This window comes from Flavobacterium lacustre (assembly GCF_027474525.2).
In the GTDB taxonomy this organism is placed as follows: domain Bacteria; phylum Bacteroidota; class Bacteroidia; order Flavobacteriales; family Flavobacteriaceae; genus Flavobacterium; species Flavobacterium lacustre.
In genome coordinates, this window is the sequence record NZ_CP114882.2 from 540,042 (window position 1) to 554,783 (window position 14,742).

General features: G+C 33.2%; 15 protein-coding genes. 1 reads left to right on the forward strand and 14 read right to left on the reverse strand.

The genetic code is table 11. From position 1 onward, the window contains the following. The 5 genes from O6P34_RS02570 to O6P34_RS02590 form a co-directional block, all read right to left on the reverse strand. Complete coding sequence (locus tag O6P34_RS02570) at window positions 1-1,371, reverse strand: TolC family protein (RefSeq protein ID WP_269685769.1); 1,371 nt, start codon at window positions 1,369-1,371, stop codon at window positions 1-3. Window positions 1,372-1,451: 80 nt separating this feature from the next. Beyond that, on the reverse strand, window positions 1,452-2,567 hold the full coding sequence (locus O6P34_RS02575) for an efflux RND transporter periplasmic adaptor subunit (RefSeq protein ID WP_269685770.1): 1,116 nt from the start codon (window positions 2,565-2,567) through the stop codon (window positions 1,452-1,454). Between the two features lie 37 nt (window positions 2,568-2,604). Further along, window positions 2,605-3,870, reverse strand: a complete 1,266-nt coding sequence (locus tag O6P34_RS02580; RefSeq protein ID WP_269685771.1) for an ABC transporter permease — start codon at window positions 3,868-3,870, stop codon at window positions 2,605-2,607. Window positions 3,871-3,872: 2 nt separating this feature from the next. Beyond that, window positions 3,873-5,117, reverse strand: a complete 1,245-nt coding sequence (locus O6P34_RS02585) for an ABC transporter permease (protein ID WP_269685772.1) — start codon at window positions 5,115-5,117, stop codon at window positions 3,873-3,875. Next, complete coding sequence (locus O6P34_RS02590; RefSeq protein WP_269685773.1) at window positions 5,110-5,811, reverse strand: ABC transporter ATP-binding protein; 702 nt, start codon at window positions 5,809-5,811, stop codon at window positions 5,110-5,112. Before O6P34_RS02590 ends, O6P34_RS02585 begins: the two co-directional genes overlap by 8 nt. Before the next feature lie 170 nt (window positions 5,812-5,981). Here O6P34_RS02590 and O6P34_RS02595 point away from each other — a divergent pair, with 170 nt between their 5' ends. Next, complete coding sequence (locus O6P34_RS02595; RefSeq protein ID WP_269685774.1) at window positions 5,982-7,391, forward strand: DUF4403 family protein; 1,410 nt, start codon at window positions 5,982-5,984, stop codon at window positions 7,389-7,391. Window positions 7,392-7,424: 33 nt separating this feature from the next. Here the strand turns inward: O6P34_RS02595 and O6P34_RS02600 are convergent, their stop codons facing one another. The 9 genes from O6P34_RS02600 to O6P34_RS02640 form a co-directional block, all read right to left on the reverse strand. Beyond that, window positions 7,425-7,655 (reverse strand): hypothetical protein, encoded by a 231-nt coding sequence (locus O6P34_RS02600; RefSeq protein WP_269685775.1) that lies wholly within the window; start codon window positions 7,653-7,655, stop codon window positions 7,425-7,427. Window positions 7,656-7,677: 22 nt separating this feature from the next. Beyond that, window positions 7,678-8,220, reverse strand: coding sequence for a DUF420 domain-containing protein (locus O6P34_RS02605; RefSeq protein WP_269685776.1), 543 nt, complete (start codon window positions 8,218-8,220; stop codon window positions 7,678-7,680). A 2-nt stretch (window positions 8,221-8,222) separates the two neighbouring features. Continuing rightward, entirely contained in the window at window positions 8,223-8,909 is a 687-nt protein-coding gene (locus O6P34_RS02610; protein WP_269685777.1) for an SCO family protein, read from the reverse strand. A gap of 11 nt (window positions 8,910-8,920) precedes the next feature. Further along, window positions 8,921-9,562 (reverse strand): hypothetical protein, encoded by a 642-nt coding sequence (locus O6P34_RS02615; protein ID WP_269685778.1) that lies wholly within the window; start codon window positions 9,560-9,562, stop codon window positions 8,921-8,923. Window positions 9,563-9,637: 75 nt separating this feature from the next. Next, window positions 9,638-9,988, reverse strand: a complete 351-nt coding sequence (locus tag O6P34_RS02620; RefSeq protein ID WP_269685779.1) for a cytochrome C oxidase subunit IV family protein — start codon at window positions 9,986-9,988, stop codon at window positions 9,638-9,640. Window positions 9,989-10,009: 21 nt separating this feature from the next. Then, entirely contained in the window at window positions 10,010-10,987 is a 978-nt protein-coding gene (locus tag O6P34_RS02625; protein WP_269685780.1) for a cytochrome c oxidase subunit 3, read from the reverse strand. 43 nt (window positions 10,988-11,030) lie between these two features. After that, window positions 11,031-11,618, reverse strand: a complete 588-nt coding sequence (locus tag O6P34_RS02630; RefSeq protein WP_269685781.1) for a cytochrome c oxidase subunit 3 — start codon at window positions 11,616-11,618, stop codon at window positions 11,031-11,033. Between the two features lie 2 nt (window positions 11,619-11,620). Next, on the reverse strand, window positions 11,621-12,523 hold the full coding sequence (cyoE, locus tag O6P34_RS02635) for a heme o synthase (RefSeq protein ID WP_269685782.1): 903 nt from the start codon (window positions 12,521-12,523) through the stop codon (window positions 11,621-11,623). 107 nt (window positions 12,524-12,630) lie between these two features. After that, complete coding sequence (locus O6P34_RS02640; RefSeq protein ID WP_269685783.1) at window positions 12,631-14,736, reverse strand: energy transducer TonB; 2,106 nt, start codon at window positions 14,734-14,736, stop codon at window positions 12,631-12,633. Between the last annotated feature and the right edge of the window lie 6 nt (window positions 14,737-14,742).

Genomic DNA, 14,742 nt, shown 5'->3' on the forward strand with positions numbered 1-14,742 from the left:
TTAGTTTTTGATAATTGGAATTCCAAAATAGAATTCTAATATTTTTATTTTAAAGATATAATCGTATTTGGTTCTAAGTACTTCAGATTGTGCATTGGTAAGTAAGGTTTGAGATTGATTAAAATCAAAAGAATTCATCAAACCTACTGCGTATTTTTCTTTAGCATAATTATACGCTTCTTGTCTTGCTTCTAATGCTGTAATTGATGATTCATGAGCATTCAAAGCACCTTTTGCATCGGTAAATGCAGTAAAAACATTTCGTTGTAAATCTAAATCTTGTTGCTCAACTGCAATTTTCGATTTCTCTAAACTTACTTTAGAACGCTCTACATTGTTTTTTGCTGAAAATCCATTGAATATAGGAATCGATAATTGAGCTCCAAATGATTGTCCTTTGTTATCACTGAATTGAGTAAAAAACGGTGATGGACTTTTAGTTCCAATAAGATTTCCTGAGTTATCATAAGCAGGAACATCAGCATAAGACACACGACTATTAAAACTATAAAAACCTTGTAAAGTGGGTTGAAAAGCTCCTTTTGCAATAGCAACATTTTTCTCTGCAATCTCTAAATTGGTTTTAGCAATTTTCAATTCGGTACGACCTTCTTTAGCTTTTTCATAAATAGCTACAGGTGTTTGGGCCATAATATTATTTTCGTCTTTTGCATTTGTACCATCAATAACATCAAAATTGTCAAACTCTTTTAACTGTAATAATTGAGCTAAACTTAATTTAGAAATCAACAAAGCATTTTCGGCAGCAATAACATTTTGATTGTTTGAAGCCACAGTTGCTTTTATATCTAATAAATCTCCACGAGGAATTGATCCTGCTTTGACTAATTCTTCAGAACGGGAATATTGTTTTTCATTAATGCCTAATTGTTCTTGTTGCACTTTTAAGTTCTCTTTATTAAAAAGCACCTGCAAAAAAGCATTAGCCACATTCAAAGCGACATCTTCCTGCATTTTCAACAATTGATATTTTGCAGCAACAATAGAAAGATTGGCTTTGCGAAGTGTATTCTGATTTTGTAAACCTTTATAAATATCTACGCCAACACTAGCTCCCGCCGAAGTAAACTGCGTAGTTTGATTTCTCAAAAGTCCGGTGGTAATATCCTGATTCAAACCAATATTCCAGGAATGAGAAGCATTTGCATTTAAGGACGGAAGAAAATTCCCTTTTGCTCCTTTTTTATCAATTTCGGCCGTTTTAGTATCTAACTCGGTTTGTTTGATAGAAATATTATTTTGTATTGCATACTTTATGCATTCTTCTAAAGTCCATTGTTTCGATTGTGCCTGCGTGGACAATCCGAAAAGCACCATAAAAACGAAACTGATACAACTATTTTTTTTCATATACTTTGAATGAAAGTGCAATAAAGATACCGCACAAATTTAACATTTTTTTTAAAACTAAAATTCTTTTAAAGAAGACTTTATTCTTTTGGTTCATCAGCTAATAAGCCTTGATTCCATATTTTTATTTTATCCGAAGCTTTGATTCCGCTTTTAACTTCAACATAGATTCCGTCACTAACTCCCAAAACTAAATCTTTTCTGGTAAATTTTTGAGCTCCGGTTTCTATTTCAACATAAGGCTTCTGCGTTTTTTTATCAAATTGAATCAACGACTCTTTCAGGGCCAAAACTTTATCCGCTTTTTCTAAAATAATAGAAGCATTTGCGCTCAATCCTGCTCTGATAAAAGTACCGTCTTTATTGTCTAAAAAAGCTTTTATTTCAAATTGTATAGCTCCATTTTCTGTTTTTCCTTTTGGAGCAATATATTGCAAAACGGCATCAAATTTTTTGTTTTCGATGGCACCAATAGTAATTTCGATTGGTAATTTTTCTTTGATTTTACCTACTTCCGACTCATCAATTTTACCTACAAATATCATTCTTCCCACATCGGCAACACTGGCTATGGTTGTTCCTTCGTTGAAATTATTACTTTCAATAACTTGATTCCCCACTTTAACAGGAACATCTAATACCATTCCGTTAACCGTAGAACGAATTAAAGTATTTGCATAATTGCCCAATCCCGAAGTGGTTCCGGTTTTCACAATATCAAAACCTTGTTTAGAAGCTACATAATTTTGTTTGGCTTGCTTATAGGCTAATTGTGCAGCATCAAAATCATTAGCCGAAATTACTCCTTTGTCAAACAATGTTTTTTGTCTTTGAAAAACTTTTTCCTGATTGTCTAATGCTATTTTAGCCGTTTGCACCTGATTTTGAGAGCTACTCAAATTAGACACATTGGCAACCACTTTAATTTTTGCAATTAAATCTCCTGCTTTGATTGTTTCACCTGCTTTGATATACACTTCTTCAATAATTCCTGAAATATTCGGTTTAATTAATACTTCTTCATCGGGAACAATATTTCCGGTTGCAATGGTGTTCTTAACAATGGTTTTTATTTCTGCCTTATCCGTTTGAAAAACAATTGGAGATTCCTGGTTTTTGGCATACAAATAATACAACGCACCAAAAAAGACTAGTGCTATAAAAACTAAAATAGTTATGGTTACTCCTTTTTTCATTTTGATTGATTTAATCGATTATTTTTTGATTTTTAATTTATTCTGTTCGTAAAGCGTCTACCGGTTTTACATTTATGGCGGTTTGAGCCGGAATGAATCCAGCCAATAAACCGGAACCAACTAATATAAGCAAAGCGACAAAAACGACTGATAAATCTACACTTGGATTTGCAAACATCATTCCTTCGCTTGGCATGGAATCCAGAACCATATTAATAACCCAAATTACTCCTGTAGCTGTTGCAATACCAAACATTCCTGCAACTATAGTTAAAAAAATTGCTTCCGATAATATTTGTGAACGAATCGCTGATGGAGTTGCTCCCAACGCTCTTCGAATTCCAATTTCTTTGGTTCGTTCTTTCACAACAATTAACATGATATTTGAAATCCCAATCACTCCCGAAAGTAAAACCAAAGTCCCTACGAAATAAGCAATGAATTTTAATATCATAAACAAATCCTGTACTTTGCTGAACTCTTCATATAAATCAAAATTTCCTACGGCTCTATCATCATCCGGATGAATGGAATGTCTGGATTTTATGAGCTTAATAATATCTGCTTTTAGTTTTGTGATTGATGTATTATCATTTGCGGTTATCGCCATCCAGCCTACTCTATCGCCATAATTAAACGCTTGTTGAAAAGCCGTAAAAGGCACAAAAATGTTTTTTTGCTCAGATTCTGAGTTGCCATTGTTCTGCGCTTTCGAATTGTAAACACCAACAACCATAAAATTAACACCGTTCATTTTGATGTAAGTTCCAATAACTTCTTCCCCTTTTGAATATAATTCTGCAATAACACCTTGTCCTATTATTGCAACTTTTCTTCGTAAAAGAATGTCCTGTTGATTTACAAAACGACCTTTTATAATATCCATAGGTTGCTGCTTGATGAGCTCCGGATAATCTCCATATATGGTATAAGCAGCCGTTTTAGTTCCTCTGACAACATTATTAGAGCCTTCAAATCCTCCCAATTGATTTCTGGGAGAAACATATAATAAATCAGGAAAACTTTGTTTCAAAGCATCAACATCACTGTTTCTAAAATCAAAATCTCTGGTTTTTGGCAATCCTTTATATGGTTTTGAGGTAGTTTGCGTCCACATAAACATCGTATTTGTTGCAATCCCGTCAAATCCTTTCTTTACACCATTTTCCAAACCATTTCCGGCAGCAAGTAATATCACCAAAATAAATATTCCCCAGAACACACCAAAAGCAGTCAGAATAGTTCTGAATGTATTGGCTGTAAGTGCCTCTAAAATTTCGTTCCAATTATCTCTATCAAACATAATTATTCGTCTCTAAGTGCTACAATGGGTTTTATTTTGGCTGCTCTGTATGCCGGAAAAAAACCTGCAATAGCTCCTGCTAATACCAGCAAAACTAAAGTGGTTATAGCCACACTAAAATCAACTTCCGGATTCAGGAAATATTCGCTTTTTACTTGTGGACCAACTAACTCCAGCAACGACAAACTTGCCAATAAACCTACAAATCCTGAAATTGAAGTTATAAATATAGATTCATGCAATATCATTCCGATGATTGACAAAGGCGAAGCGCCAAGTGCTTTTCGGATTCCAATTTCTTTGGTTCGTTCTTTTACAATAATCAACATAATATTGCTCACCCCAACAACTCCGGCGATTATAGTACAAATTCCTACCCACCAAAAAAACAAACGGATGTATAAATTCAAATCATAAAACTGCTTCGCATTCTCAACCGAATTATTAACGCTGATGGCACTTTCGTCATCGGGAGCCACAACATTTTTACTTTTGAGCATTTGATTTAATTCTTTTGAAAATTTAGTAGACTCTGCCAAAGCTTCTTCGTAAGTGTCTTTTTTATGTAAAATATAAAACAGATTACTGATTTTATCTCCACCTCCAAAGGCACGTTGCGTAGTCGTTATGGGTAAATAGGCCCTCGTTTCTTCTCTTTCACCGGCAGGATCGGTAAAAACACCAACTATTTTAAAATTGATATTATTAATCGCAATTTGTTCGCCCAAAGCTTCTTTGTCTTTAAATAAATCTTGTTTTATTTTCAGACCAATAACAGCTACTTTTTCATTATTAATCAAATCCGAATTATTTATAAATCGTCCTTTGATAATTGTTCCGTTTTCAATGACAATATAATCAGGATAAACGCCTCGATACTGGTAATTTCCAGACTCTTTTCCATACGAAATCAATCCATTCCAAAAATTATAAGTAGACGCTTTCTTTTCTAATTGATCTCCAAATTTTTGAACAGAAATATCATAATCGCTGTTGCGAAATTGTATTTGTCTTCCTGGATTGAGTCCTTTATATTCTTTGGTAGTAGTTCCGGACCAAACTTCAATAATTCCATCGGCGTCTCTTTCGAACTGTTTCGAAATACCATTTTGAAGTCCTTTTCCAACTCCAAGAAGAATTACCAAAATAAAAATTCCTGATGCCACAGAAATACCCGTGAGAAAAGTTCTCAGTTTGTTTTTGGCAATAGCCTCAAAAATTTCCTGCCAGCGTTCTACATTAAACATAAGCGGAAGCTCTTACTTGTTCTACTAATTTATCATCGATGATTAAGCCATCTTTGAGAACCACATTTCTTTTACACATTGCTGCAATGTCCGGCTCGTGTGTCACTATCAAAATAGTTTTTCCTTCATCATTTATCCCTTGAATCAACTCCATAACCTCATAAGAAGTTTTGGTGTCTAATGCTCCGGTAGGCTCATCAGCCAATAATACTTTGGGATTAGAAGCTAATGCTCTTGCAATGGCAACGCGTTGTTTTTGTCCTCCTGAAAGTTCATTTGGCAAATGATGGGAATGTGAAGACAACCCAACTTTCTCCAAAAAATTCATCGCAATTTCGTTGCGTTCTTTCCTTTTTATCCCTTGATAATACAATGGCATTGCCACATTATCCAAAGCACTTTTGTAATTAATCAAATTGAAAGATTGAAAGACAAAACCCAAAAATTGATTTCTATATTTGGAAGCAATGGTTTCATTTAGGTTTTTAATGGGCACATTATCCAAAATATAATTGCCGGAATCCGCTTCATCCAAAATTCCCAAAATATTTAACAATGTAGATTTTCCGGAACCCGAAGAACCCATGATAGCTACCAATTCACCTTCTTTAATATTGAAATTAATTCCTTTTAACACGTGTAATTCGGAACTTCCCATTTTATAGGATTTATGTAAGTCTTTAATTTCAATCATGATTGGTTAATTTTAAAACAATAATAGTTCTTTTGCACAAGAATTTATGATAACAAAACGTTAATGAGTTATGTGTTTTAATCAATAAGACATAATTCAATTGAAAATGTTACAGTTTAACTCCAAAATATATTTGTTTCACTAATTTTGTCTCATTAAACTAAAATAAAATGCTGAAATTTTTTCCACTTCTGTTCCTGATTATACTTCTAATTTTTACTTCAAGTTGTTCTACAACGAATAAAATCGCCACATTAAAACCAGAACCGGATGATGCAACTCCTTTGGTCTATGAAAACACACCATCCTACATAAATCTGCCCATCAGCATCAAATTAAGAGATATTGAAAACCAAACTAATTCCCTTTTAAACGGATTGATTTATGAAGACAATAATATTGAAGATGATGATATTGAAATGAAAGTTTGGAAACAAGCGCCCATCAAAATTGAGAATGATAACGGAAGTACGGGTGAAAAAATAAAAACCGTGTTACCTCTAAAAGTTTGGGTGAAATATAGAATTGGAACTAAAAAACTAGGAGTCGAATTATACAACTACAAGGAATTTAATCTGAATGGCGTTGTTACTTTGATTAGTGATGTTGCCCTGACGAATTGGAAACTCAGCACGAAAACCGAACTAAAATCATTGAACTGGAACGAAAGTCCCACGATGGTTGTTTTTGGAAAAAACGTTCCTGTAACCTATTTAATAAATCCTACCGTGAGTCTTTTCAGATCAAAAATAGAAAGAAAAATAGATGAATCTATAGAAAAATCAATGGATTTCAAACCAAATGTTTTGGCGGCTATTGAAAAAATATGCACTCCTTTTCAAATGAGTGAAGCCTACGAAAGCTGGCTTAGAATTGTTCCAATTGAAATCTATTCTACAGAAGCAAAACTAAAAAACGACTCTTTTTTACTAGAAATGGGCATGAAATGCAACATGGAAACATTGATAGGAAGACAACCTGAATCCAAATTTAATGCTGCAAAAATCATTTTAAAACCAGTCACCAAAATTCCTAAACAAATTTCAGCAAATATCGCTGCAGTTTCCACATATACTGAAGCCTCAAAAATCATGACCAAAAATTTTGTAGGACAGGAATTTGGCTCAGGAAGCAAGAAAGTAAAAGTACAAAATGTAGCAATTTGGCATAAAGAAGGTAAAATGGTTATTGCTTTAGACTTACTCGGATCAGTTAACGGAACTATTTATTTAGCCGGATTTCCAGAATACAATGATCTTACAAAAGAAATATTTTTTGATAAACTAGACTACGCTTTAGACACAAAAAACAAACTCATGCGAACCGCAAACTGGCTTGCTCAAGGATTAATTTTAAGAAAAATTCAGGAAAGTTGCAGGTATTCTATAAAACCTAATTTAGAAGAAGGCAAACAAAGTATGATGTCCTACCTAAAAAACTATTCTCCTATGCCTGGAGTATTTGTAAATGGCAAAATGGAAGACATACAATTTCAAAAAATTCAACTGACAAATCAAGCTATAATTGCCTTCATAAAAGTAAACGGAACTGTAAATGTATCCGTCGACGGATTGAAATAACACCAAATTAATTAGAAATCAAATTGCAAAAAACTATGATTTCTTCTTTTTCATTCGATAAATATAATACCCAATAGCGCCTACAAGCAGGTAAGGAATTACCATAAGATAAACTATTCCGTCATTTACAGCAGCAGCTTTATCTGTGTTTCCTTCACTGGTCAAAGCAGCACGACACATCGCACATTGTGCATATGACGAAAAAGAAAAGAATAAAGAACATAGCATATAAAAAAACACACTAAACCCAATTTTTCTTTCCATTGCTTTATTTTTTATATTTTGTTTAGTGAACATAATAAGGAGAAATCATTAAATAAACAATAACACCCGTTACCGCAACATACAACCAGATAGGAAAAGTGATTTTTGCAATTTTTTTATGCTTGTCAAATTTACTGGCCAATGCTCTCACATAAGTAATCAAAACAAGTGGTATAATTACAATTGACAAAAATATATGTGTAATTAAGATTAAGAAATAAACCGTTCTGATTGCTCCTTCTCCTCCAAATTTTGTAGAATCAGAAGTCATATGATACGCAACATACATAACCAAAAAAGCGACTGATAAAGCAATTGCCGCAGTCATTAATCGTTCATGAAGTTTTCTATTTCCTTTTTTAATAGCAATAACAGCAGCAATTAACACAATAGCTGTTATACCATTTGTGGTAGCATAAATAGGCGGTAAAAAAGAAAGCGGCTCAACATCAACGCCTAAATCTTTTAGTTTTACATTAAAAAGAATTGCAACAACAACGGGAATTAAAATGGATACAACAACAATAAATTTGCTGAATTTTTGGTCTAAATTATTTTCTTTCATACTTATTCGTTTAATAATACTTTAATATCTTGTTGAATATCTCTAACTCCTTTTTTATCTAACCCATCGTAATACAAAATTGGATTTCCAAAATCGTCCTTTCTGCAACGAATATCTCCATTTTTGTCAATTAATGCAAACAATCCAGAATGTTCAAAACCTCCATTTACCTTACTATTTTCACCGGCATAAAGGTTAAAACCTTTGTTTGCCAAATTATAAATATACTCCTTGTCTCCGGTAAGAAAATTCCAACTGGAAGACTTAACGCCTAAAAATTTAGCATGTGTTTTCAAGACAGCAGGAGTATCATGGACAGGATCAATACTGATAGAAACAATCCCGAAATTTGGATTCCCAAAAAAACCTTGCTCGATGTCTAACATACTTGCATTCATTTTAGGACAAATAGAAGGGCAAGTGGTAAAGAAAAATTCTAAAACATAGACTTTTCCTTTATAATCTTCATTAGATATTTTTACGTTATCTTGATTTACTAATTCAAATTTTGGAGCAGGTCCAATTTTGATTAAACTTTCATCATTACTTTCGGCAGAATTTACCTTATCCAAACGATCGCTTTTTACGACATTATTATTTTGGATTCTATCCACAATTTTTGGAATTGCGTAAATTCCGAAAACTAAGATTACCAACGAAATTCCAATGTACGATTTATTTTTAAACATGATTTCTCCAGTTAAATTTGTCTTGTAGCGTTGTGATTTTTTTTAAGAGCAGCACGATATTCGTATAAAATAACTTTAAAATCATCTAACATTTCATTGCTCAATTCAGCAGGGTGAAATGTATTATATCCTTCCTTATACTCTTTCTTTTGTTTTCGTCCTCTAAGGTTTCTTTCTTTATCCAAAATATAAACATTTGGAGTTCCAAGGTTATTATCTAATTTACCCACTAATTTTAGTTGCGCATAATAAGTATTAATTTCCTCCGGACTGGCAAAAATAAAATGCCATTGAGAAACATCTGTAAATGCAGCCAAGGCATCAAGTACTTTTTTCGCATCGTTTTCAGTACCAATCGGACAAATTACAACAAATTGTAAATCTTTAAAATCGTGATACCGTTGATAAATCTTTTGATTTAAATTAAAAAAGTTTCCTCTGTTCTTCAAGAGTTCCGTTCCGGAAAAACCAAGAATAGTTACTTTACCATTCAAACTTACTTTTTGATCATCTAATGATTTCCAATTTCCAAAATCAGCAGTTTTCGGAGTAATAACCGGTAAAGTTGTAAAGCCATTTACACCTGATGCAAAAAAGAGATAAGCAACAATAGGCAAAATAAAAAGAACAAAAAGAACTATATTTTTTTTCATTATTAAAGTAAAATTTAAAGTACAAAAATAAAAAAAGGCACGCAATGCGTACCCTTTTTTTGAATTAATATCTTGTTAAAAATTCCATTTAATAGTAGAATTTTTAAAAACCCCATAAATATAATCCCCTTCAGTCAAAAGAATAAAGAGCAAATATAATATTAGAAAAATTACTGGTAAAACAACTGCATTTCTCAAAGTACTTTTTTCACCTTCAATGTGCATAAAAGCCCATACAATATAATATGCCTTAAAAATAGTAAGTGCATAAAATATCCAGTTAAGCAAATTCATACTTAAAAAATTGTTCATGTGAAGAAATTCTGGTTTTATAATACCTAAATAAACTTCTATTATTGTAACGGCAGATAATATTCCGAAAACTTTCCAGATTCTACCTGTATTAGATACGTGTTCGTGTGACATGATAATTACTTTTTTTGAAAATTAAACGAGATAGAATACTGTAAATACAAATACCCAAACTAAGTCTACAAAGTGCCAGTACAAACCGACTTTCTCAACCATTTCATAACTTTTTCTTTTCTCATATGTTCCTACAAGCACATTAAAAAAGATAATGATGTTTATAATTACTCCAGAGAATACGTGGAATCCGTGGAATCCTGTTATGAAGAAAAAGAAATCAGCAAATAATTTACTTCCGTATTCGTTTCTTGTCAAATTAGCTCCTTCAACAACAAGACTTGCCTGACTCAATCTTAATTCAGACTCTTCTCTCGACAAAACAGTTTTTTGTTTTTCTTTGGTTACCACTTCAGTTCTAACCAAAAGATCTGGATGCGCCTTGAAACCTGCCTGAACTTCAGCAACAGAATAAGATGGCAAAGTAGGCTCACTCATGAACCATTTAGCTTTACTTCTTGTCAATTGTTCTCTTTCTTCAGGAAGTGTCACTGCAAAATCAGCCAAAGCTACTCGGTGTCCTTCTTTATCAACAAACTGAAGTAAACTTCCTCCTTTTGTTTCAACAGCACCATATTCACCTTTAATAAAGTTTTTCCATTCCCAAGCTTGTGAGCCAACGAAAATCAAACCACCTATTATAGTTAAAAACATATAAAGGGCTACTTTATCTTTTTTCAATTGATGCCCTGCATCAACGGCCAAAACCATTGTTACAGAAGAAAAAATCAAAATAAAAGTCATCAATGCCACATAATACATCGGAGCAGATACACCGTGCATAAATGGAAAGTGAGTAAACACTTCATCAGCCAAAGGCCATGTTTCAATAAATTTAAATCTAGAAAAACCGTATGCTGCTAAAAATCCAGAGAACGTTAAAGCATCTGATACGATAAAAAACCACATCATCAATTTGCCATAACTTGCTCCCATTGGCTCATTGCCGCCTCCCCAAGTTTTTTCTTCACTATTTGCAGTAGTAACTGTCGCTTCCATAAAAAGTTATTCGTTAAAAAGTTCCCAAATTTACGTTTTTTTCTTATTTAAAGAAATATAAAAATAAAAATAAATAAACCCACAATAAATCGAGAAAGTGCCAATACATCGCACCTAGTTCAATTCCAAGAGTTTGAGTTGAATTGTATTTTTGTTTAAAATGATTATAAATAATAATTAAGAGCGAAATTAACCCTCCCGCAAGGTGCAATAAGTGCACTACAGTAACAATATAAAGAAACGTTGTAGTGATTGAACTCGCCTGTCCTGTAAAATAATAACCATTTGAAACAATTTGGCCAAAGCCTACAAATTGCAAAATCACAAATAAAACACCGAATGCTAAAGTTGACAAAAGATACATTGTTGTCGCACTTTGATTGTCTTTTTGAATGGATTTTTTAGCCAAATGAAAAGTTACACTACATCCCAAAATTACAATAGTACTAATAAAAAACGCCGTTGGTAATTGAAAATCTTTCAACCAATCTGCTCTTGATTTACTCACTACAAATGCACTCGTGAGTCCTGCAAACATCATAGTCATACTTACCATAGCAAACAACAAAATCAATTTATAGGATCGAGCTGTTCTAGATTGGTGTTCGTTTGTTGTCATTGTCATCTCCATAACTATCTTAAAAATTTATCAAATATGTATATTAATTGTAACAAAGTAATATATGAAACACTTACCAGCATTAAAGTTCTGGCTGCTTTAGCAGTTTTTAATTTATATAATTTCACTGCGTAAAAAAGCATCCAAAGACCGAGCAAAAATACAACAATAGCAGCAACCGGCGTAATATATAATTGACCCGTGTGTCCTAAAGCAGGTAAAAGCGAAGCAATAATCAACCAAATGGTATATAACATGACCTGCAAAGCTGTTCCATTATCTTTTTTTCCTGTTGGAAGCATAAAAAAACCTGCTTTTTCGTAATCCTCATACAAAAACCATCCAATGGCCCAGAAATGAGGAAATTGCCAAAAAAACTGAATCAAAAATAAAGTCCCTGCTTCTATACCAAAATTACCTGTTGCAGCAACCCAACCCAACATAAACGGAATTGCCCCAGGAATCGCTCCCACAAAAACAGATAACGAAGTCACTGTCTTTAGCGGCGTATAAACACTTGTATATAAAAATATCGAAATTGCACCAAACATGGCCGTTTTTGGATTGATAGTATACAATAGCACTATTCCAATAATGGTAAGAAAACTAGCAATAACCAGTGCCAAACTTGACGACATTCTTCCTGCAGGAACCGGACGATTTTTAGTTCGATCCATCAAGGCATCTAAATCTTTCTCAATAACCTGATTGTAAGCATTTGAGGCTCCAACCATACAATAACCTCCAATTGCTAGTTTCAACAATGTAAACCAACTAAAAGAATCAAAGTTTTCATTGCCAAGTACAAATCCGGCAATAGATGAAAAAACAACACTAACAGCCAAACCGGCTTTAGTAATTGCTTTGAAATCAATATATATGGATTTTATGGAAACTGTATTTGGTGTTGCGTTCAATACTACTTTTTATTTTTTCTTGTAAAAACTTTTGCAAAAGTAGGGTATCAAAAGGGATTTGACAAAAAACAATTCATAAAAAAGCTTTTTAAGAAAAATACCTAAACCTAATAATCAAAATACCAATTAAAAATATCCGCTCTTAATCCTAAAGTAAACCAATTAGTACTTTCGTTAAAAGTAGTGGCAGTATTTTGCGTAGGATCAAAACTTCTGTAAATATAACTTCCAAAAAGTTTCAAATTCGTAGCCGGATTAACCAAATATCCACCTTGAATATCGGCAATAAAAACAGCGGTTTTGTTTCCCTGTCCCACTTTTACACCAGTATCAAAAGGTCTGTTTTCTTCATAATCCTTATAGATATTTCCTCCATAATTATAACTGTCTTCGGTGGTATCAAAATCTAATCCACGAGTTCCCACTGTTACTTTCGCATCAGCAAAATAACGGTCTTTGTGGTAACGGGCAATTGCAATGAATTCTTTAAAATTACCGCCCCATTGATGGCCTACACTTTGATTATTGTGACCATAGTTAGTAAGAGGCACACTATGCGAATACACGTAAGGACGCACATGATTGAATTCTAATTGCAACAACAAATTATTGACCTGAAAAGCATTGTAATATTTAGCGCCTAACTGATACCCGAATTTATTTTTCCAACTATTATCGCCGCTTTTAATGTCTCCAAGAGAAAATTCATCCAATAAAAACTGACCATATAAATTAACCTGATTACTCCATTTGTATTTATACGTCAAACCCAACAATGCATTTCCTGTTCGTGCCGATGAAGCAAATTCTACGGAACGATAAAAAATAATCGGGTTAACAAAACTCAAATCAAATCCTCTGTCGTTAGTATTAGTCCAAATTACGGATTCGAAGAAACCAAGATTTAATCGGTTAGAAACGTTCCAACTCAAATAATGGTTCGCCATGAATTTTGTAGCATACGTTCTTTCAATCGTAACCTCAGGACGAACATCCTTAAGCCACATGTAGGTATTAGTATATTTTATTTTCCAAAAATTAGTATTTACTTTAAAATACGGATACGGACTAGCCCCATCGCTTTCTATCAAAGAACGGTATCCATCACCAATAAAATTTCGTCCGTAACCCAATTGCAGATCAAAAAATTTGCTGGGTGCAAAAGTCAAATTGGCTTCCGCCAAAGGAAAATCATACGAATCGGTTTTGAAATCCTTAGCAATTCCCATCCCAGGAATAATTGCCGGATTTCCTCCTGCAGGCAAAATTGATTCTGCATATCGATTGAAATAATCCGCAAAACGTCCTTGACTTTCGAATATAGTTGTGGTAAAATTAAGCTGCTTCCCTAAACCACCTCGGAAATTGATTCCCCTTGTATTTACATATGTGTAGGACGCCGCTGTTTGAGAAGCCTTACCAACCTGCAAATCGAATATTGGATTTACCGTAAACCAATAGTCTTCTCCTTGAATTTCTACCGTACTTTCATTCCATAACTTTCTGGCCAACCATCCCGAAACATTCTTTTTCAATTTTTCATTAATGCCTTTAAGGTCATAATATTTTGAAACTTCTGTGTATGTATATGGTTTTGATGCCGTATGATTATTACTTCCCACACGGTTTAAAGCACCATCAAACTGTGCATAATAACTATGAGAAAAAGGCACATTCAAATGACTTTCGAATTCTGGATTTTTGAATTTTTTATATACTATACTATCCAATTCCGTAAGTTTGGCAGTATCATCAGTAATGATTTCCGCTTTCGCCAATGCTTCGGCAGCTAATTGTTCCCGACTTTTTATAGGAATTGCAATTGTAATCGTATATTTAGAATAAGTTGGTTTTCCGTTGTAAGTAGACGGTTTTATTTTTGGAAAAGTATTAAAAACTCTTTTTGCTTCTTTCACTAAATCTTCATCTACAGCATCAACATAAATAACTTTAAAAACACCATTTACATCTACTTCAAAAAGCACTTTGATAGTTCCTTGAAAATTATTTTGCTGTAAATTATCCGGAGTTTTAAAATTTTGGAACACTAAATCCTGAACAGCGTCATAAAAACAACTTTCTAAAACTTTTGATTGTAAATCTTCACAGTTCGAAAAAACAGGAAATCGTTCTGCCGAAATATCCGTTTGTGAATCTTGAGAATACGTAAAACAGGAATAAAATAATAATAAAGCTAACAAACCTTTCTTCATGTTGTT